The following is a 19,745-nucleotide window of genomic DNA, read 5'->3' as shown; positions in this document are numbered from 1 at the left end:
GAGAAGCAGGGACCCGCGGCCCCGGCCTGACCTCTCTTCGCGGCGGAGGAGCCCGAGCCTATGGCCGGGGTGTGCCGTCCCAGCGCCATGTGGTGAGACGAGGGTGCCCGGGTAGCTCCGCGCGTCCGGTGGCCCACAAGAGAGTCAGCCAGGGATCCGTGGGCGACGGTGCGTCCGGAAACAGCCGGACGAGCACCCGGGAGCAGAGATCGGCGGGCGGGTTCCAGGCGAGGCCGAGTCCTTGTGTCAGGTCGTGCGTGTGCACCAGGGTCTCCACGATCCCCATCGCGGCGAAGCCCTCGGGGTCCGAGACGCCGAAGACGTGGTGGGCGCGGGTCCGCGGCGGCGTCGTGCGCACCATGGCGACCAGCAGCGCGCCGCTCGCTTCCAGAACCTGTAGCAGGCCGGCGGGCCCCGCCTCGCGGTTCGCGTGAATGGCGTTGGCCGGGCCGCCGGGCCGTCGGCTCTTCCATACGAAGGGCACCTCACCGGCCAAGGGCGGTGTTCTCGGGCCCAGTTGCGCAGCGTAGGCGAAGAGGTCGTCGCTGAGGTGCTCGACGGTTTCCCAGCAGTCCCATTCCAGCGAACCGGCCTTGCCCTCCCACGCGGCTGAGGGCGCCTCGCGAAGGACTGACACCGCGAGTTGCACGGCATGGTCGAGGTCGTCCGCGGTGACGGGGGAGTGGGAGCTATCGGCTGATCGGGACATGGCGGGACCGTACCTCGCCCGCAGAGGAGCGACCCCTCCATTCTTGATCACCGGCCCAGCAACCCGGCGAAGGTCCGCGGTCACAGCGCAACTCATCGGGCAGCTGCACATCCTGACGGGGCATCACCAGCCGCAGCACCCCCGTCCGGCGGACGGGCAGTCGCCCAACCGTCCCGCTCCGAAACCCACCGTGTGCGCGGGAGTGAGCTCACAGCCGTGCGGCCGTGCGGATCAGGTCCGCCAGGGCGAGGGAGCGGCTGTGTGCCGGCCAGGCGATGTGGGTGACCACGGGCGGCGCGTCCGTCAGCGGGACGGCGGTGTGTTCGGCCCAGAGCCAGGAACGTGCCGAGTCGGGGAACACGGCCACGGTACGGCCGAGGGCGATCAGCTGGGCCAGCTGCGTCTGGTCGCGGATCTCGGGGCCGGGCCCGGGCGGGTACGCGCCGTCTCGGGCCCAACGGGCGAGCGGGAGCTCGGGGATGCCGGTGACCTCGGCCAGGGTGAGCGTCCCGCGCGCGGCGAGCGGGTGCCCGGCCGGCAGGATCGCGATCTGCCCCTCGGTCATCAGCTCCTCGCTGTCGAACCCGGCGAGGGAGTTGAACGGCGTGTGCATGAGGGCCACGTCGGCGCGGCCGTCGCGCAGCATCTCCCCCTGCTCGCACGTGCCGCTGGGCGCCACCTCGATCTCGGCGGCTTCGGGGACGGCGGCGTAGGCGTCCAGAAGCTTGTGCAGCAGCTCGTGAGACGCGCCGGCCTTCACCGCGAGCACCAAACGGTCGCGGGGACCGCCGGGTCCGTCCGCGCCGCCCGCCCGCCGGGTGCGACGGACAGCGGCGGTGGCCGCGTCGAGCGCCGCGCGGCCCTCGTGCAGCAGCACCTCGCCGGCGCCGGTCAGGGTGACGCCGCGGCGGTCACGCTCCAGCAGACGTACGCCCAGACGCCGCTCCAGCTGCTGGATCGCCCGCGACAGGGGAGGCTGGGCCATCCCGAGGCGCTCGGCGGCGCGGCCGAAGTGCAGTTCCTCGGCAACGGTGACGAAGTACCTCAGCTCACGGGTCTCCAAGGTGTCCACCGCCGTAGCGTACGCCTGTGATACCTCCCGGGTATCACAGGTCACCGGGCCGGTATTGGCCGCACCCGGCACCCGCGGGCGACCATCGACGCCGAGGGACGAGGTGAAGCCGGTGCCGATCGCCGCGTCCGTCCGTGCACGGGTCAGGCAGCCTGCGATCGGCGCCTCTCTCCGTGCGCGGGTCGGTCGGCCTCCCCACGAAGAAGACCGCGTCACCTGACGTCCCAGCCCTCCCCAGACTCTCACCCGGCAAAGGACAGACACCTCCATGAACACGCCCTCCGCCTCCTTGCCCGGCGGCACCTGGACCCTCGGCGACCTGACCGTCACACGCTTCGGCTACGGGGCCATGCAGCTCGCCGGCCCCGGGGTCATGGGACCGCCCGCCGACCACGACGGCGCGCTCGCCGTCCTGCGCGAGGCCGTCCGCCTCGGAATCACCCACATCGACAACGCCGGTGCGTACGGACCACGCATCACCAACCGGCTGATCCGTGAAGCACTGCACCCCTATCCCGACGCCCTGCACATCGTGACCAAGGTCGGCGCCGTCCGCGACGAGCGGGGCGGCTGGCCCCCGGCCCGCCGGCCCGACGACCTGCGCCGGGCCGTCCACGAGAACCTTGAGGATCTTGGCCTCGACGCCCTTGACCTGGTCAACCTCCGGCTCGGCAACGCCCAGGGTCCCCTGCCCGGCTCCCTGGCCGAGCCCTTCGAAACCCTCGCCGAACTCCAGCAGCAGGGCCTGATCCGGCACCTCGGAGTGAGCAACGCGACCGCGGACCAGGTCGACGAGGCGCAGCGCATCGCACCGATCGTATGCGTGCAGAACATGTACAACCTGGCCTACCGCCAGGACGACGACCTGATCGACGACCTCGCCGCCAAGAACATCGCCTACGTGCCGTTCTTCCCGCTGGGGGGTTTCAGCCCGGTGCAGTCCACGGAACTGTCCAGCGTGGCCGCCCGGCTCGACGCGACGCCGATGTCGGTAGCCCTGGCCTGGCTCCTCCGGCGCTCGCCCAACATCCTTCTCATCCCCGGCACTTCGTCGGTGGCGCACTTGCGCGAGAACGCCGCCGGAGCGGGACTTCCGCTGCCGGAGGAGGTGCTGGCAGAGTTGGACAGGGTCGGCCGCTAGGGTCTCCCGTTCGAACAAGGCCGGACCAGGGCGAGGGGCCTGGTGATGGGGCGCATGGCGTCTCCCGCGTCGTTCAGGCAGTGCGGGGGAGCAGCACAAGGCGGCCGGCGGGGGTGTCATGGCGGAGCCGGCGCCTCACTGGCGACGAACGGGACCGCGGCACCCGAGCGACGAACGGGACCGCGGCACCCGTGCTGAGGGGACCAGCCTCGAAGCGCCTGGCGCTGACGGGACGCCGCGGCACTCCGGGCGGCCCCGGCACTCCGCTACGCCTGGAGTGACCCTGCACGTCGGAGCCCGTCCGGCGGATCACGGGCGGACCGGGAGGTGGATGCGCAGGTCGCAGGCCGAATTCTGGGTGTGTTTTATGGTCGGCCGTGGCAGGCTCCACGTATGCCGATCGTTGAAGTGTCTCCCGGAGTCTCCATCGCGTACGAGAGCTTCGGCGACCCTGGGGACCCTCCTGTCCTGCTCGTGATGGGCTTCGGCGCGCAGCTGCTCGCCTGGCACGAGGACTTCTGCCGGGCGCTGGCGGATCGCGGCCGTTACGTGATCCGGTACGACAACCGCGACTGCGGGCTGTCCACCAAGTTCGACAGTCATCCCGTGGACATGGGGAACCTTATGGCCACCGTGAGCTCGGGTGACATCCCCGCCGCCCACGCGATGGTTCCTTACCGGCTGCTCGACATGGCCGACGACGGCCTCGGCCTGCTCACCGCGCTGGGTCTCGAACGCGCACACGTGGTCGGTTCCTCGATGGGCGGAATGATCGCCCAGACGATGGCCCTCTCCTATCCTGAGCGGGTGTTGACCTTGACGTCGATGATGTCCTCGACCGGCGAGAGGGAATACGGCCAGCCCAGCCCAGAGGCCCAGGCGGTGCTGTTCAGTCCGAGGCCCGCGCACCGCGAGGGGTATGTCGCGGCGGCGGAGAAGGAGCTGGTGTGGGCCTCTAAGCGCTACGGAGACGCCGGGGTGTTGCGCGAACTGGCCGAGGCCCAGTACGACCGCTCGTACTACCCCGCAGGCATCGCCCGACAGCTCGGCGCGATGATCCTCAGTGGATCACGCGCGGACCAACTGCGCGAACTGCGGGTGCCGACGCTGGTGATTCATGGGCTGGATGACACGCTGATCGACCCCAGCGGCGGGAGGCGTACCGCGGACCTGGTGCCCGGGGCCGAACTCCTGCTGATCCCCGGCATGGGCCATGACCGACCACGCGAACTGTGGCCCGAGATCATCGATGCCGTGGTGGCCCACACCGGCTGAGCGGGTGCACCCACAGCTTCAGGAGCCGTATCCCAACACCGGACGTGGTCCCTTCATCGCTGCTCCTCCCTGGCAGGAAGGGCTGCCGGTGACGGCGCTGGCGCCGAACCATCAGCGGTTCACGGGTGCGCTGGAGCCCGGCGATCCATGGGTCGCGGGGCCGCTTCGAGTCAGGGTGATAGCTGTGGAGTCGGGCCTTGGGACGAAGCCGGCGAGGGGCGAGGCGGTCGAAGGCCGGCGCCTGGCTGAGTGCGGGTGAATTCTCCTTGAAGTGCCGACGGGCATTCAATGCCGACCGGCGGCCCGTGACCGTGCCAGTCACCGCGTCGGGCACCTGCCCGTCGCTCCGGCGTCCCGGCACCGTGAAAGAGGAGGAACTTCTGGAGCCGGCCGCTGCGGTCGGCCCGCTCGAAGCCGCCGTCCAGCCGGCCGCCGCCGAGGACACCGGCACCGACGGCCACGCGTCCGTGCCGCACCGCCACGCGCAGGCCGCCCCGGCCGCCCGGAGCGCCGATGTCCCCGTCGTGCTCACTGTCCTGGCCCGGACGGAGCTCCGAGTGTTCCGCCTCACCGCCGCCGCTCCACCGCACTGCCGGACGGCCCGACGGTATGGCATGCCCTCGCGCCGCGGCGCACCCTGCCCGGCCCGCGACCGGCCACTCGTTCCCCTCCGTCGTCCTGTTCGCCGACTGGGCGCTGTGCGACCAGCGGCGCCGGTGGCCACGCCGCCGACAGGTATCCCGGGGCCGGCGCGGCACCGGTGCATCAGCTCCGGGCAGCGGCGGCCGGCCTTCTGGGCCGGACAAGCAGTGGGTTGAGCCGGAGCAGCCGACGGATGGCGAGAAGGCCGTGCGGCACTTCGTGCGGGTGTGAGCGGAAGCGTCATCCCTCAGGCCCGGCGCACCCGGGAAGCCGGCAAGGTCGCGCACTTGCCTGCACCCCCGTCGGTCCCAGCGCGTCCGTGCCTGCAAGTTCCGCTCTGTGTCGAAGTGTTGAGCAACCGATCCGCACGGCGGGCGGAACGGTCGACCAGTCGGCAACCGCAGCTCCGTCACAACCCCGGCGTGGTGCAGCGCCACGGTGTCGACCGGGACGCCTCTCCGGTGTCCTCCGCCCTCCTGGCGGCCGGCTGACCGGAGCGGCCTGGCGGCGCGGGTTCCTAGTGCCGCATCAGACAGCGTGCGCCTCGTTGTGACGCGCCGTCCGGCTACGGGTCGGGACGGCGCGCGTCGGCCATGCTGTCTTGGTGGCTAAACGTGTTCGGGTGCGGGAGATCAACGACGATGAGGGTCAGAGGCTGCTGCGGATCATCCGCCGGGGCAGGGGGTCCGTGGTGACCTGGCGGTGGGCCCAGATGGTCCTGCTGGCCGCACAAGGCATGCCCGTCGACAAGATCACGACGGTGACGTTCACCAGCCCGGACCGCGTCCGCGACATCGTGCACAACTTCAATGCCGACGGCTTCGACTCGCTCTACCCCGAAGTACAAGGGCGGGCATCCCAGGACGTTCACGCTGCCCGAGCGTCGCGAGATCAAGAAGATCGCCAAGTCCAAGCCGGCCGAGCACGGCCTGCCCTTCTCGACCTGGAGGCTGGTCAAGTTGGCCGCATTCCTGGTCGCCCAGGGGGTGGTCGACGACATCAGCCACGAGGGCCTTCGGATCCTGCTCCGCGAGGAGGGCGTCTCCTTTCAACGCGTGAAGACTTGGAAGTCCTCGAACGACCACGACTACGCCCCGAAGAAGACCCGAGTCGAGCACCTCTACGCGATCGCCGACGGCGAGGTCGTCCCCGAGGAAGGCGAGCCCGAAGTCATCGTCTACATGGTCGAGTTCGGCCCGCTCAACCTCCAGCCCCACCTCGGACGCCAGTGGGCCGAGCACGGCGGCAAGCACAAGGACCCCGATCGCGAGCCACGGCCCCGACGCCGTGCGACCTACACCCGCCCGCACGGTGTCCAGCACCTGTTCGCCGCCTACGACCTGGGCAAAGATCAGTTGTACGGCCACATCAAGAAGAATGAGAACCGCTCCAAGTTCCTGGAGTTCTGCCGCTACCCGCGCTCCCTGCACCCCGTCGGGAAGCACATCGCGATCGTGTGTGACAACTACTCGCCGCACCTCACCAGGAAGCGGTGCCGCCGGGTCGCGGACTGGGCCGAGGCGAACAACGTCGAGATTGCCTACAACCCGACTAACTTCTCCTGGCTGAACCGGATCGAGGCCCAGTTCACCGCCCTGCGCTACTTCGCCCTCGACGGCACCGACCACGCCGGCCACAAGGAGCAGGGCAGCATGATCCGCCACTACATCAGCTGGCGGAACAAGCACGCCGCCCAGGACGAGCGACTACGCGAAGTCGTGAACAGGGCGAACGTCGCCTGAGGCAGCCGCACTCCGACGGAACAACGCGGTCCACAGGAAGGTCACGCCGAACAATGTTGACTCGGGAGGCTCCTCCCGCATACGGCGCAGTTGCACCTCCACAAGGTCGGAGAAGATCCAGCGCAGTGATTCGGGCGTGTAGGCCAGGCCACCCTGCAGATCGCGCCGGCGGTAGAGGTCCGCGTCGGCGAGATCCGACCCCATGCCCTGCTCGCCCGCGGCGAAGCTGGTGAGCGCGAGATGGCCGCCGGGGGCCAGGACACGATCGAGAAGGGCCAGGTAGCTGACCCGGCGGTGGGGCGGCAGGTGGTGGAAGCACCCTGAGTCGACGACCAGGTCGTACGGACCGCTCAACTCGGCGGCAGGGAGGGCGAAAGCGTCACCGCACAGGAAGCGGACGTCGACTCCGGCCTCGTGAGCCCGGTCCTCGGCCCAGGCGACGGCCACCGGGGACAGGTCGACGGCGTCCACCTCGAAGCCGCGCGAGGCGAGGTACAGGGCATTGCGGCCTGCTCCGCACCCCAGGTCCAGGGCCCGGCCAGGAGCGATCAGCCCCTGGTCGAGGTAGGCGGCCAGGTTCTCGTCCGGCTTCGACACGAAGAACGGGACCGGCCTTGACCGGTCGGTGTAGAAGCGATCCCAGAAGTCCTTGCCGTCACCCGTCGCCAAGCGGCCGGCCTCGCATTCAGATGAGAAGAGCCCGTCCAAGAGCGCGAGAACGTCCTCGACGGTGCGTACGGTCCGGTCCATCCGGCCCCCCTTTCGACCAGAGTCGACGATAGGAGCGAGGATGATAAAAGACCAGGTCGGGCGGGGTATGGCGACGACTGGAACGGGCTGCTGCGAACCCCGGAGGGCACTGGCAAACAACCCACTCCAGACCCGGACCCTGCGACCGCTCAGCCACCCATCAGGAGCCAGGATGGGACCTTCCAGGGCTCCGGCGAGGACACTATTTTGACGAGTTTTCCAGCGGTGCTACAGGGCGAACGTTGTCTGATGCGGCCTAGATGCGGCCGTACACGTAGCCGTAGACGTACTCGCCCATGAGCTTGCGTGGGATACGGGCCTCGAAGCGGGTCGCCCACGTCCAGACCGGCAGCACGTACACGTCGCCCTCCTCGCGGATCGGGCCGGTGACGTCGACGACGTGGGTGCACACCGGGTGGGCCCTGCCCCACACGTCCGAGCCGGGCGGGGCGGGAGTGCTGAAGTCGAACGCGGGGTCGGTGGCCGGGGCGTTGCGACGCGCGGCCCCCGCCGCCTGCATGAAACGCCGGCTGCCGTTGATCATCGCGTAGACGAAGCTCCCGGCGCCGGCGCCGAACGCCGTGTTGGCCTCGGTGACCGCGACCGCGCTCTCGCGGATGGAGGAGGAGACCGCAGACGCCCGGACCACCTGTCGCATGAGGAACTCCAGGCCGTCCCGGTCGAGGCCGAGGTCGCCGTCGCCGCGCAGCGGGCCGCCCAGGCGGTAGCGGACGAGCAGTTCCTCGCCAGGGGTGCTCCCGTCCTGGACCACCGAGACGGTGCGGGGCGTGCCGTCGGGCAGCGGGTGACTGATCTGCCACTCGCTGCCCGCCATGACGGTGGTGACCTTGCTGGCGGCCAGGTCCAGTTCGAAGCCGCAGGCGACGAGCATGGGCACGCTCTTGTAGGCGAGGTCGCGGCGCAGGGCCTCGTCGATGACTCCGGCGCCGAGTGTCGCGGTATGGGTGCCGGGCAGGCGGAACAGCTCGATCCACTCGCCCTTGACGTTGAACATCTTGGTGATGCGCTCGGAGAACGCGCACTGGTTCCGGTAGACGGCCGGGTCCGCGACCTTGATCAGCTTGCCGAGCGCGCGGGACAGAATGAAGTCCAGGTCGTACAGCTCCACGTACGTCCGCCCCGCCGTCAGGAACCGCTTCTTCTTGGCGTCGGCCTGGGCGAGACGGTGGTCCAGCAACGCGGCGGAGTCGGCGGCGAGCCCGCGGAATCCGGGATTGCCGGGATCGAACACCGCGCGGAGCAGCTCGATGAAACGGGCCCGGTCGTGCAGCAGGAGGGTACGCACGGCGGCCGTCATGGCACAGACGCCGTAGAACCCCTGGTTCAGCTTGTCGGGGTCGTCGATGATCGTCTTGGCGCGGGTGAGGTGTAAGGCGAAGGCGGCGCTGGCTCGCGCGAGTTCGTCTGCCGCGTCCTTGGCCTGGGTCTTGTCCACGGATCCCCCTTGCTTCGGCGCCGCCGCTCCCGGCCCGGGCACATGGCCGTGCCCGGCCACCGGTCCCCTTTCGACGGCGAGTGGGGTGATGATGCTCAGGTTCTCATCGGTCCACCCTGACTTGCGACAAACTGCCGTCAACTGACCGGAAATGCGCGCTGTGGGCAAATGGTGGACCGTTTGGTCGCGGAAATCGCCCGCCGTACGAACGGAATTGTCACGGAGCCCTGCGGTTCCCGACGTGCCGGAGGCGGCAGGGCTCCGCCCCGGCCGGTCCGTGCTCAGTCCACTGCCGCGGCATGAAACCCGACACGAGGAGCGCGGAGCCGGACCGGTGATGTTCAGGTCAGGACAAGCCACCGGCGGCCGTCGATCATCTCTCGGACAGCGTCGAGGTGGCCGGCGTGGCAGGCGGTCTCGGTGATGACGTGCAGCAGGACGTCGCGCAGGGTGTGCAGGTGCGGTTCGCCGAACAGGTCGTGGGGCCACCAGGCCAGTGCGGCATCGGCAGGGGTGGCGGTGATGACGGCATCGGCGCGTTCCGCCTCCCGCCGGTATCGGTCGAGCACGTCGACGGCCGGTACTTCCGGAGCCACCTTCCACGCTTCGTCGCCGCTTGTCAGATCGTGGATGACTTCCTCGTTCCCGGCGACGACCGCGCGGAACCAGAACCGTTCCACATCGAGTGCCAGGTGCTGGACCAGCCCCAGGCAGTGCCATCCGGATGGCAGCACGGGCCGCCGGAGATCCTTCGGGTCGAGGCCGTCAAGGATGCCGAGAACGTGGCGTCGTTGTCCGTCCAGGGCCCGAAGAAGCGCCCTTACCTCACTGCTCGGCGTGGTACCGCTCGCGTCTTCGGTCATGGTCACCCAGGATCCCCGAACTTCTGCCGCCACGCAGGGAGTTGTCCCAGTATCCGGGACACGCACTCGACCGAAGACCGGCGGAAGCGTGAGGCGAGCAGTCACTGGCCTCACCTTCCGCTCCAGGGGCGTGTCGCGAGAAGGTCCGCTCCGCCGGTGACGACCGGAACCGGGTAATTATTCGATACTTCCCGCGGCCGCTGCCGCCGAAACTCGAATTGCTCCTCTCCGCTGGCCGACGATGATGGTTGACATTAAAAGAAGAGCGCGGCTACGATCTGATCACTCACGAGGTGCTCGCGTTATAGTAATAGGTGCATAGTCGGTTCCGGATTCTGTGACAAGTGGAACGCGGGGTAATCTCATGACGCGGACCGCTGAATCTGACCCAAATGACGACGCAACGTGCGAGAGGGGGCACGGGACGGCTCTTGTCCATCGCATTGCGGATATACCTTTCCATGGGTCTGCCGTTCGCGTCAGCAGTGACTGCCTCGATGAGCCGTGATCTTTTCGACCGTGCCGCGGCTGCTGGCTGGGCATTCTTCGGGCTCGAACGAAGGTCTTTTCATGGACAAGCGCTTTGTCCGTTCCCCTGACGGCTGTCGTTATGCCTACGTCCGATTCGGCAGTGAGAAGGGGGATCCGCCACTGCTGCTCCTGTCGCATTTCCGGGCCGGCATCGACATGTGGGATCCGGCCCTGCTCAAGAGGCTGGCGGCAGACCGTACCGTGATCGTCGCGGACAACCGCGGCATCGGCCTGTCCGAAGGAACGACCCCCAGCACGGTCGAGGCCATGGCGGAGGGAATCGCTGAATTCATGGCGTCCCTGGGACTGGGCAGCGCCGATGTGCTCGGGTTCTCGCTGGGTGGCTATGTGGCGCAGGCGCTGGCGCGCGCCCGGCCGGACCTGGTACGCCGCCTGATACTCGCCGGCACCGCGCCTCGCGGATTCGGCGAGGACGACGCCGCAGGAGGCCGGGTACGGTCGATCATCAGCAGAAAGCTGATCAGCCCCAAGGACATCATCCACCTGTTCTTCCCGCCGACCGCGGCCGGCCGGGCGCACGGAATCGAGTACATCCGCCGCCTGTCCCGAAGCCGGGTGGGCCCTGACGGCAGCGTCACCGAAGCCGCCTGGCAGGCCCAGTTGGAAGCCGCGGAGGCGTGGGGTGCACGTGATCCGCTGGCCGCCGGGGAGCTCGCGGAAATCACGCAACCCACCTTCGTGGCACACGGCGAACTCGACATCATGGTCGCTGCTGAAAAGAGCGGCATCTTGGCGTCACACATGCCTCATTCATTGCTGAAGATTTACCCCGGCGCCGGGCACGGGTTTCTGTTTCAAATGTATGAAGAATTCGGTGCCGACGTGGTGCGCTTCCTGGCGGACGAGTCGTTCCGGCACGCCGTCCTTCCCGATGTGGAGATGAAGTGAGGTCGACTGAGCAAAGCGCGAGGCAGGCGTCCCGATGCCCGTACGCGCTGGACGTCAACGGCTCGGATCAGCACGCGGAGAACGCCCGCCTACGGGCGGCGGGGAGAGCCGTGCCGGTCCAACTCCCCGGCGGTGTGCGGGCATGGGCGATTCCGCATCATGAAGACCTGCGCCGAGTACTGACGGATCCCAGGGTCGCCAAAGGAATCACGCACTGGGGGGCAGCGGCCCGCGGCGAAGTGCCGGACGGATGGCCGCTGATGGGCTTCGTCGCGACCGACAGCGTCATCAACGCGCACGGCGCGGATCACCGGCGGTTGCGCGGACTGGTCGACCAGGCACTGACCCCAGCACGGGTGGAAGCTATGCGCCCGGGCGTGGAACGCCTCGTCGACGGGCTCCTCGACCAGCTCGCCACACGGCCGGAGGACCGGCCGGTGGACTTCCGCAAGGCGTTCGCCTACCCCATCCCCACCACCGTCATCTCGGACCTGTTGGGGGTCCCGCAGCGCAAGCGGCGGTTGCTGCACGTGCTCACCGGCATGCAGACCCGTACGAACAACACCCCCGAACAGGTCCAGGAGATCGACGGACAGATCGAAGCGCTGCTCCGGGAGATCGTCGCGGAACGCCGCGACGTCCCCAGGGACGACCTCATCAGCGTCCTGCTCACAGCACGCCGAGACGGAGACGACCGGCTCACCGACAGCGAACTGCACGGCATGATCCTGCTGATGTTCTTCGCCGGCCATCAGAGCGTCATCAACGTACTCGTCAACGCCTGCCACGCGCTGCTCACCCACCCCGAGCAACTCGCGTCCGCCCGCGCCGGGGAGGTTCCCTGGAGTGCGGTGGTCGAGGAGACGATGCGCTGGAACGGCGCGGTGAACCAGTTCCCGATGCGCTATCCGACCGAGGACGTCGTCATCGCCGGCCAGACGATCCACCGGGGAGAAGCCATCCTCGCGTCCTTCGGCTCGGCGGGCCGGGATCCGGAGCACCACGGGCCGGACGCGGACCTCTTCGACATCCGCCGGCGGCAGGCCGGCCACCTCGGCTTCGGGCACGGCCCGCACTTCTGCATCGGGATCCACCTGGCCCGTCTCCAGCTGGAGACGGCGCTGGCCGGATTCTTCACCCGGTTCCCCGACGCGCGACTGGCCCCCGCCGACACGTGGACCGTGCGGCCCGTGCCCTCGTTCGTCAGCAACAGCGTCGAGGCGCTGCCCGTACTCCTCGGCCCCGCCGCGGGACCCAGGCCGCGCTGACGCCGCGGCACGCACGTCCACGGAGCCGTGCCAACGCACCGCGCGAGCCGCGCTGACGCCGCGGCACATACGTCCACGGAACCGTGCCACACACACCACGCGGCAAGGTGCTCGCCGACGGCCTGCGCAGACCGACAGAGAGGACGCCCTCCGTGCCCCCGCCCACCATCGCCCTGCTGGCACCCACCACCGCCGCCTCCCCTGCGGAACGGCTCACCGTCCCCGCCTTCGGCGACGTCACCGTGGACCGGCCGGCACACGCCGACTGGCAGCGCTACCTGCACGAGTTCGAACCGTCGGCCGAGCTCGCGGCGGTGTGGATCGGCGCGGATGCCGAGCCGCTGCCCGCCGTCCGGGCGCTGCGGTCGCACCCGAGGTTCAACCGGACCCGGGTGTACGTCGTCGGGCCCGAAACGGCAGGCCCGTTTCCCGGCTGGGCCGAAGCACTGGACGTCGAGGACATCGTGCGGCCCGCCGCGGTGGCGCCCGAAGGGCTCACCACCTCGGTCGAACTGGCCCTGCGGGCGCACCGCGCGCTGATGACGGACGACCTCTACACCGACTACTACCTCGACATGACGTTCAACAAGATCTTCGACTGGTTCGAGACGACGCGCTGGGACTGGACCGAAATCGACCTGGACCGCGTCGAGCACGGCATGCTCGACGAACGGACCGTGGACTTCCTCACCGAGGCGGCCGTCATCGAGTTCGGCACCCTGCCCGGCGCCCACAACTTCCTGCGGGAATGGGAGGGAGAGGTCAGCTTCTCCTCCTGGGCACTGCAATGGGGTGCGGAGGAATCCCGGCACTCACTCGTCCAGGCCCGCTACCTGGACCGGATCGGGGTCAAACTCCGTTCGAAGCACGCGCTCTACAAACGAGAGCCGTATCCGCAGGGCGACGTGCGCTCCGCCACCCTCATGATGAACGTGATCTCGGAGTCACGGGCGTCCGCCCTCTACAAGGCGCTCGCGGCCCACATATCCGAGCCGGTGATCCGCAAGATCTGGCGGCTCCTGGCCCGCGACGAGGCCCGGCACTGCCGCGCGTTCTCCGTCTTCATGCGGGAACTGTGCGACAGCGACCCCGCCCATCGGACCGCCGCGCTGCGCATGGCCTACATCTGGCTCGCGGACCGCGGCAACGGCGTCAAGCACCCGGCGGGCATGTTCTATCCGCACTCCACCTCCACGGCCGGCATCCGCCGTATCGAGACCATCCAGCACGACTCGGTGGATGCCGCGGATGCCAAGGTGATGTCGATCGTCCGGCTCCTGGCGGACGACGACTCGTTGGAGACCCCGCACGACATCAAAGCCAAGCTGCGCGCCCTGGCCCGTCGGCCCGGCGCTCGCTGACCATCAGCCCCGAAGTCCGCCTCCCACCGCGCCCCGACGCGGCGGCCCCACAGAACAGGACATCACCACGCCATGCCACAGGCGAGCGTCACCGACATCGAACAGACCGTCCGCCGGTTCGTCGCCGAGCAACTGCGCATCGGGGTCGAGGAGGTGGACGTGGACACCGATCTGCGCTCCCTGCCGCGCTTCGACTCGATCCACGCGCTGCAGATCGTGCTGGAGATCGAGCAGCACTACGACATCGAGGTGGAGGACCGCATCGTCTTCGAGACGAGCACCGTGCGGGAGTTCGCGGCCGCGATCACCAAGGTGATGGCGGAGACCGGCGCGGAACCGCTGTCGTGACCCTGTTCGCCGCGCTCGGCCGCGTCGCCGCACAAGGCTCCGGACGGGGCATGCACGTGCTGCGCCGGGGCCAGGACGGTGACGCACTGTCCTACAGCGACCTCTACGCCGAGGCAGGGCGGGTGGCCGCCGGGCTGCTGTCGCGCGGGGTGCGACCCGGCGAACGGGTCGCCCTCGTCCTGCCGACGTCGGTGGACTTCGCGCGCGCCTTCTTCGGTGTGCTGGCGGCGGGCGCGGTCGCGGTGCCGCTGCCCGGTCCCGCGCCCTTCGGATCGTCCGACGCCTACCTCCGGCGCACCTCCGCCGCCCTGCGCCGCTCTCGGGTACGGACCGTGCTGACGGCCCCGGCCGTGCTCCCGCTGCTCGGTCCGGGACTGTCCGACGGCGCCCGCCCGGTCGACGTCCTCCTGGTGCCGGAGGTGGCCGAGCCGTCCGCGGCCCATGTCGCGCGGACGGCGTCGGACCCGGCCGTCGTCCAGTACACATCGGGCACGAGCAACGAGCCGCGGGGCGTCGTGCTCAGCCACGGCAACGTGGCGGCCGGGGTGGCGGCCATCGCCCACGGCACACAGCTGACCAGGACCGACGTCGGCTGCACCTGGCTGCCCCTCTTCCACGACATGGGCCTGATCGGTTCCTTCCTGACACCGCTGCTGCACGACGTCGACATCCATCTGCTGACGCCCGAGGACTACCTGCGCGGGCCGGGGGACTGGATCCGGGCCATGGGGCGGCTGGGAGCGACCTTCACCATGGCTCCCGACTCCGGCTACCGCTACGTCCTGCGGCGCGACGCGGCACCGCAGGACGGCCTCGATCTCTCCCGCTGGCGCATCGCGGTGAACGGCGCCGAGCCGGTCGACCGGCGGCTTCAGGACGCCTTCACCGAGCGCTTCGCACCCGCCGGACTGTCCGAGAACGTCTTCCTGCCGGCCTACGGACTGGCGGAGGCGACCCTGGCGGTCGCCTTCCCTCCCCTCGGCCGCCCGGCCAAGGTGCTGCGCGCCGAACGGGACGAACTGAACCGGGGCCGTTACGTACCGGCGCCCTCCGGCGCCGGGCCATGCCGCGAACTGGTCAGTGTGGGAACGCCGGTGCGGAGTACCGAGGTCCGACTCACCACCGCGAGCGGCGAACCGGCCGCGCCCGGCACGGTCGGTGCCGTCGAGGTCCGGGGTGCGTCCGTCACGAGCACCGGGTACGACCACCACCCCGAGGAGAGCCGTCGCGTCCTCCTTCCGGACGGCTGGGTGGCGACCGGTGACCTGGGCCTGTGGCACGACGGCGAGCTGTACATCGTGGGCCGCACGAAAGAGGTGATCATCGTCTTCGGCGCGAACCACTGGGCGAGCGACATCGAGGCGGTCGTGCGGGACACACCCGGCCTCCCCGTCCACGGCGTCGTGGCCGAGCAGATCTGGAGCGACGAGGGAGGCCGGCTCGGGCTCGTCGTCGAGACGACGCGGCACGACGAGGCGAGCCGTCGCGCCACGACGCAACGCATCCGCGCACGTGTCGTGGCCGAGCTGGGCATCACACCCGACACGATCGAGTTCGTGCGGCGGGGCGGGATCGCACGCACCTCCAGCGGCAAGGCGCTGCGCCGCCCGCCCCCGTCGGACACGCGCATGTCCCGCTCCGGTACGTGACGCACCCGGAACACCGGACCGCACCGCGCGTCCGCCACAGGGCACTCAGTGCCGCAGACACCGCGGAGCCCCCGGCCACCTGCCGTGGGAGGCTCCCGCATCACCGGCCCTGGAGGCCTCGCATGGCGCACGACGCATACCTGCTCGGTCACTCCGACAGCGAGCACCAGAGGCTGACCCTGCAGAACGAGGCGATCTCGCCGTTCACCGAACGCATCCTGCGGTCGGCCGGGGTACGTCCGGGGATGAGCGTCCTCGACATCGGCGCCGGACTGGGATATGTCTCCCTGCTGGCCGCCGGACTGGTCGGGCCCGGCGGACACGTCGTGGGAATCGAGCGTGACCCCGGAAGCGTCCACAAGGCGCGGATCCTGGCACGGGAGGCGGGTCTCGCGGACTCGGTGCGGTACGAAGCCGCGGACCTCGCCGACTTCACCTGGCCGGAGAAGTTCGACGTCCTGGTCGGCCGGTACATCCTGATGTACCTGCCCGATCCGGTGTCCGCGCTGCGCCGTCTGACGTCCCTGCTGAAACCGGACGGGATCGTCGTCATGCACGAGATGGACTTCACCAACACGTCGCCGTCGCGTCCGCCGCTGCCGGAGTGGGACGAGTACTACGCGCTGTGGCCCGGCCCCTTCCTGGCGACCGGCGCCGTCCCCGACTTCGGCCCCCGTCTCACCCGGACGTTCCTCGACGCCGGCCTCCGGCAGCCTGAGGTGGCCACCTGGACGCCGGTCGCGGGCCGCTCGGGGGACCCCGCGGTTCTCGACTGGCTCAGCACCACCTGCCGCGAGATCGCGACGCCGCTGCGCAACGCCGAAGTCACAGTGCCGGGCCACCTCCGCTTCGACGACGCCCTGCCGCAGCGCCTCCGGGACCTCGTCCTGTCCAGCGGAGCGCAGGTCGACGGACCGACGCAGTTCGGCGCCCACGCGCGGCTGACACCACAGGCGTGGATGAGCTCAGGGAAGTAACCGAAGGCGCCGGAGCGGCCGCCCTTTCCGAACAGGAGTCATCGACCATGTCCGGCACTTTCCATCACCACCGGATCGGCCCGCTGCCGCCCTTCCTCGCAGCGCCGTCAAGCGAGGCCGTCACACGCGTGCGGATGCCCACCGGTGATCACATGTGGCTGATCACCGACTACGCCGTGGGGCGCGCCGCGCTGGCCGACACACGTCTCAGCCGAGCCGCGGCCACCCACCCCGATGCTCCGAAATGGGGATCCGTCGACCTCTCACCAAACTCGATCATGAGTCTGGACGGCGCGGACCACGCCCGGCTGCGCCGGGTCGCCGCAGCGGCATTCACCAGCGCCCGAGCCACCGCACAGGCAGCGGTGATCGAGGAAGCCGCCGACGCACTGCTGGATCAGCTACAGGCTGCGGGGCCGGGCGCCGACCTGGTCAGCGGTTATGCTTCGCCCCTTCCCATGGCCGCGTTGAGCGCACTGCTCGGCGTGCCGGCCGCGGATCGGCCCGTTTTCGACGCCGCCGTGACTGCCCTGTTCGACATGACGCCTCAGGGGATCCGCAGAAGAGGCCGCCACATCCTGACTCTGATCCAGTACATGTCCTCACTGATCGAGAGAAAGAGAGATGCGCCCGAGCAGGATCTCCTGAGCGCGCTGGTGCGGGTCGAGCAGTCGGGTGAGATGTCCCGCACCGAGTTGGTCAATCTCGGACTGGCCCTTCTCATGGCCGGTTACGAGACCACCGCGCATCAACTGAGCCTCGCCATACTCGAATTGCTCACCGGTGACGCGCTCGCCGGGCAATCTGTTGAGGAGACGGTCGAGGAGCTGCTCCGCACGACGCCGTCCACACCTATCAGCTTTCCCCGAGTGGCCGTCGAGGACCTCGTCCTGGGCGGGACGACGGTGCGCCGAGGAGAGGCCGTCATCGTCTCGTTGCTGCACTGCAACCATGACGCCGAAGTATTCGGCGCATCGGGTGCGAAGAGCGACGCCCGCCGACCCGCACACCTCACCTTCGGACACGGCGCCCACCGGTGCATGGGCGCGCCGCTGGTTCTCCTCCAGATGAAGATCGCGCTGACCCGCTTGTGGCAGCGCTTCCCCGAGCTGCGACTCGCCCCAGAGGACGGGGCCGTCGTATGGCGGGAGGGCCTCGCGACGCGCGGTGTGTCGAGGCTGGTCGTCGAGTGGTGACCGAGCCGCCCGGCGTTCCTGCCGGCGCCGGTCTACAGCACAGGGCGCGAGGCCCCCGAGGGGTGGAGCCGTGTGGGTCGTCCGCGAGGCCGGAACTGGGGGCCGTAGGTCTCCTTCGTCCCGGGGACGGGCATCTCCATCAGGCCCACGGCAGGAGTCTCCAGCCTGCGCATCCGACGTACAGCCGTCCTGAGACTACGGGGATCGCCTTCGGCCCACGCCGTGTCGAGTGCTTCCAGAACCCCGGTGTACGTGTGGTCGAAGTCGTCCAGCAGCTGTCGGGCGCCGGCGGGCGGCCGGTCCCAGCCGCCCGCCGGGACCATGGACATGGGCCGCGTGTCGGGGAAGGGCACCGGCGCTCCGGTGAACTGCCACCTGCCGCCGACCTCGAGCAGCCGTCGGCCGTGGTAGATCTCCGCGAAGGCGTAGTAGTGCGCCAGGTGTCCGTCGCCCAGACCGTCGGCCGGGGAGGCGGAGGTGCCCTCCCCCTGGTCCTGGATGATCTCGATCGAGCGCTCTACGTCCGCCAGGGTCTTGACGGGTCTCAGTGTGTCGTCGCCGATGCGTTCGCGCAGTTGCCGGTCGGCGGACAGCTCGGGTGCGACCGTCCGGAACGCCTTGAGCAGTTCGTCGTAGAAGCGGCCGATGCTGAGGGGGTCATGAGAGCTGTCGGTCAGTGGTGCGGCAGGTGCCTCGATGGCCATCATCACGTCCCGCACGAGTGCCGTGGTCAGACCCGACAGGTACACGTTGACCCCAGGATGCACCCCGCCCGGAAGCGGACCCGGGTAGACCGGCGCCGACTCCAGGATCCGCGGCCGACCTCCCACACCCACCAGCAGATTGCAGACGATTCCCAGGTGGTACATCTCGTCGGAGATGATGCGCCGGATCAGCCGTGCGGCATCGCACTTGCGGTTCTCGATGGACCACCAGCCGCACAGATAGGGCGGGATGGTGGAGAACTCGATCTCCACGGCCACGTGAAGGGCCGACCTGAGCCAGTCGACGTCACGGCTCCTTTCGGGAACGGCGACCAGGCGGGACACCGTCCCGGGTCGCGGCAACGCGTGCCGTTCGGGCCCCGAATCCACGGGTCCGTGGGTGCAGGCGGCCACCGGGAACGACGGGCCCGCCGCGAGCGCGGCCGACGCCAGGAGGCTGCGACGCCGGACAGGAACACCGGCCGCCTTGTCGGGAGAGCCACTCGTCTGCGCCACCGTCACCTCCGCACCTGCCGGTGATCCCGGCATCTTCTTCGCATCAGGTGGGCGAAGCTAGCAGCCCCGCCGGGTCTCGCCGCGGCGCCTGAGGTGCTCGACACGCCTCACCACGCCATCGGTCCTCGACCTGGAACCAGGCGGCCAATAGCCCCGACTAAATGAAGATCGGGGCGACGGGGGAGGCGGTTGTGATCTTGCACACCTGCACGGCTGCGCAGCTATGCAGCGATGAGCACCGCCTCCTATCGTGACCGGGCCGTGGTGCTCGGGAAGACCGGTGACGGCCGCTCACTGATCGAGGGGCCCAGACCGGAGCGGCCCTCGCCACTGTGATCGGGGAGTCTCCGTCCCAGCAGCGCACGGTCACTGTCCGCCGCCCGGCGGACGGGAAGACCGGGACGGACACGCGCGCACCCGTAAGCCAGGAGACCGGCCACGGCACTTCACGAAGTGATCCACGAGGTGCTGGAGCGTGACCGCATGACCCTGCCCACCGGGCCCCGTTATGTTTTCCGCGGTTCCGCAATGGGGCCGCTGGCCTCCGGGCCCGGCATGACTGTTGCCCCCTGTCGAACGGATGACCTGGGGGGTGGTGTCACCGGGCCCGGGAGGTGCCGTCGGAGACGCTGATGA

Annotated in this window: 15 protein-coding genes, 1 pseudogene and 1 riboswitch; of the genes and pseudogenes, 10 read left to right on the top strand and 6 right to left on the bottom strand. The window is 69.5% G+C overall.

Going from position 1 to position 19,745, the window contains the following annotated elements:
• Positions 1-58: 58 nt before the first annotated feature.
• Both ABEB07_RS02415 and ABEB07_RS02410 read right to left on the bottom strand, forming a co-directional pair.
• Positions 59-709 carry a maleylpyruvate isomerase N-terminal domain-containing protein gene (locus tag ABEB07_RS02415; protein WP_345666791.1) on the bottom strand — a complete coding sequence of 217 codons (651 nt, stop codon included), beginning with the start codon at positions 707-709 and terminating at the stop codon, positions 59-61.
• A gap of 208 nt (positions 710-917) precedes the next feature.
• On the bottom strand, positions 918-1,781 hold the full coding sequence (locus tag ABEB07_RS02410; RefSeq protein ID WP_345666790.1) for a LysR family transcriptional regulator: 864 nt from the start codon (positions 1,779-1,781) through the stop codon (positions 918-920).
• Positions 1,782-2,049: 268 nt separating this feature from the next.
• Here ABEB07_RS02410 and ABEB07_RS02405 point away from each other — a divergent pair, with 268 nt between their 5' ends.
• The 3 genes and pseudogenes from ABEB07_RS02405 to ABEB07_RS02395 all read left to right on the top strand — a co-directional run bounded on the left by ABEB07_RS02405 (position 2,050) and on the right by ABEB07_RS02395 (position 6,581).
• The gene (locus ABEB07_RS02405; protein WP_345666788.1) at positions 2,050-2,922 is read left to right on the top strand and encodes an aldo/keto reductase family oxidoreductase; all 873 of its coding nucleotides are present in this window, start codon (positions 2,050-2,052) and stop codon (positions 2,920-2,922) included.
• A 393-nt stretch (positions 2,923-3,315) separates the two neighbouring features.
• A complete protein-coding gene (locus ABEB07_RS02400) occupies positions 3,316-4,197 on the top strand; it encodes an alpha/beta fold hydrolase (RefSeq protein WP_345666786.1) in 882 nt (293 codons plus the stop codon).
• 1,246 nt (positions 4,198-5,443) lie between these two features.
• A pseudogene (locus ABEB07_RS02395) lies at positions 5,444-6,581 on the top strand (IS630 family transposase).
• Here the strand turns inward: ABEB07_RS02395 and ABEB07_RS02390 are convergent.
• From ABEB07_RS02390 to ABEB07_RS02380, 3 genes are all read right to left on the bottom strand, one after another.
• Positions 6,546-7,331 carry a class I SAM-dependent methyltransferase gene (locus tag ABEB07_RS02390; protein ID WP_345666785.1) on the bottom strand — a complete coding sequence of 262 codons (786 nt, stop codon included), beginning with the start codon at positions 7,329-7,331 and terminating at the stop codon, positions 6,546-6,548. The pseudogene ABEB07_RS02395 and the gene ABEB07_RS02390 sit on opposite strands and share 36 nt — an antisense overlap.
• A gap of 256 nt (positions 7,332-7,587) precedes the next feature.
• Positions 7,588-8,787 (bottom strand): hypothetical protein, encoded by a 1,200-nt coding sequence (locus tag ABEB07_RS02385; protein ID WP_345666783.1) that lies wholly within the window; start codon positions 8,785-8,787, stop codon positions 7,588-7,590.
• 341 nt (positions 8,788-9,128) lie between these two features.
• Positions 9,129-9,650: a DinB family protein gene (locus tag ABEB07_RS02380; protein WP_345666841.1), complete on the bottom strand. Its 522-nt coding sequence runs from the start codon at positions 9,648-9,650 to the stop codon at positions 9,129-9,131.
• Positions 9,651-10,154: 504 nt separating this feature from the next.
• On the opposite strand from ABEB07_RS02380, the gene ABEB07_RS02375 reads away from it, so the two are divergent.
• The 7 genes from ABEB07_RS02375 to ABEB07_RS02345 all read left to right on the top strand — a co-directional run bounded on the left by ABEB07_RS02375 (position 10,155) and on the right by ABEB07_RS02345 (position 17,889).
• Complete coding sequence (locus ABEB07_RS02375; RefSeq protein WP_345666781.1) at positions 10,155-11,090, top strand: alpha/beta fold hydrolase; 936 nt, start codon at positions 10,155-10,157, stop codon at positions 11,088-11,090.
• Between the two features lie 260 nt (positions 11,091-11,350).
• Positions 11,351-12,358 carry a cytochrome P450 family protein gene (locus ABEB07_RS02370; protein WP_345666780.1) on the top strand — a complete coding sequence of 336 codons (1,008 nt, stop codon included), beginning with the start codon at positions 11,351-11,353 and terminating at the stop codon, positions 12,356-12,358.
• Between the two features lie 152 nt (positions 12,359-12,510).
• Positions 12,511-13,719, top strand: a complete 1,209-nt coding sequence (locus ABEB07_RS02365; protein WP_345666779.1) for a ferritin-like domain-containing protein — start codon at positions 12,511-12,513, stop codon at positions 13,717-13,719.
• Between the two features lie 72 nt (positions 13,720-13,791).
• A complete protein-coding gene (locus ABEB07_RS02360) occupies positions 13,792-14,067 on the top strand; it encodes an acyl carrier protein (protein ID WP_345666778.1) in 276 nt (91 codons plus the stop codon).
• Positions 14,064-15,716 (top strand): AMP-binding protein, encoded by a 1,653-nt coding sequence (locus ABEB07_RS02355; RefSeq protein WP_345666777.1) that lies wholly within the window; start codon positions 14,064-14,066, stop codon positions 15,714-15,716. Before ABEB07_RS02360 ends, ABEB07_RS02355 begins: the two co-directional genes overlap by 4 nt.
• A gap of 122 nt (positions 15,717-15,838) precedes the next feature.
• Positions 15,839-16,693, top strand: a complete 855-nt coding sequence (locus tag ABEB07_RS02350; RefSeq protein ID WP_176146576.1) for a class I SAM-dependent methyltransferase — start codon at positions 15,839-15,841, stop codon at positions 16,691-16,693.
• A gap of 47 nt (positions 16,694-16,740) precedes the next feature.
• Complete coding sequence (locus tag ABEB07_RS02345; RefSeq protein ID WP_345666774.1) at positions 16,741-17,889, top strand: cytochrome P450; 1,149 nt, start codon at positions 16,741-16,743, stop codon at positions 17,887-17,889.
• Between the two features lie 32 nt (positions 17,890-17,921).
• On the opposite strand, the gene ABEB07_RS02340 is transcribed toward ABEB07_RS02345, so the two are convergent.
• Positions 17,922-18,872: a ferritin-like domain-containing protein gene (locus ABEB07_RS02340; RefSeq protein WP_345666772.1), complete on the bottom strand. Its 951-nt coding sequence runs from the start codon at positions 18,870-18,872 to the stop codon at positions 17,922-17,924.
• 482 nt (positions 18,873-19,354) lie between these two features.
• Positions 19,355-19,564: riboswitch (cobalamin riboswitch) on the top strand.
• Positions 19,565-19,745 lie beyond the last annotated feature (181 nt).

This window comes from Streptomyces similanensis (genome assembly GCF_039543625.1).
GTDB lineage: Bacteria > Actinomycetota > Actinomycetes > Streptomycetales > Streptomycetaceae > Streptomyces > Streptomyces similanensis.
The sequence above is the reverse complement of the archived record's forward strand: the minus strand, read 5'-3'. Positions and strand labels throughout refer to the sequence as shown.

What these genes read in the sequence shown, in the direction of transcription:
- ABEB07_RS02415 (WP_345666791.1), bottom strand. Translation starts at nt 709, where the DNA reads ATGTCCCGATCAGCCGATAGCTCCCACTCCCCCGTCACCGCGGACGAC.
- ABEB07_RS02370 (WP_345666780.1), top strand. Translation starts at nt 11,351, where the DNA reads ATGGGCTTCGTCGCGACCGACAGCGTCATCAACGCGCACGGCGCGGAT.
- ABEB07_RS02380 (WP_345666841.1), bottom strand. Translation starts at nt 9,650, where the DNA reads ATGACCGAAGACGCGAGCGGTACCACGCCGAGCAGTGAGGTAAGGGCG.
- ABEB07_RS02390 (WP_345666785.1), bottom strand. Translation starts at nt 7,331, where the DNA reads ATGGACCGGACCGTACGCACCGTCGAGGACGTTCTCGCGCTCTTGGAC.
- ABEB07_RS02360 (WP_345666778.1), top strand. Translation starts at nt 13,792, where the DNA reads ATGCCACAGGCGAGCGTCACCGACATCGAACAGACCGTCCGCCGGTTC.
- ABEB07_RS02400 (WP_345666786.1), top strand. Translation starts at nt 3,316, where the DNA reads ATGCCGATCGTTGAAGTGTCTCCCGGAGTCTCCATCGCGTACGAGAGC.
- ABEB07_RS02405 (WP_345666788.1), top strand. Translation starts at nt 2,050, where the DNA reads ATGAACACGCCCTCCGCCTCCTTGCCCGGCGGCACCTGGACCCTCGGC.
- ABEB07_RS02345 (WP_345666774.1), top strand. Translation starts at nt 16,741, where the DNA reads ATGTCCGGCACTTTCCATCACCACCGGATCGGCCCGCTGCCGCCCTTC.
- ABEB07_RS02350 (WP_176146576.1), top strand. Translation starts at nt 15,839, where the DNA reads ATGGCGCACGACGCATACCTGCTCGGTCACTCCGACAGCGAGCACCAG.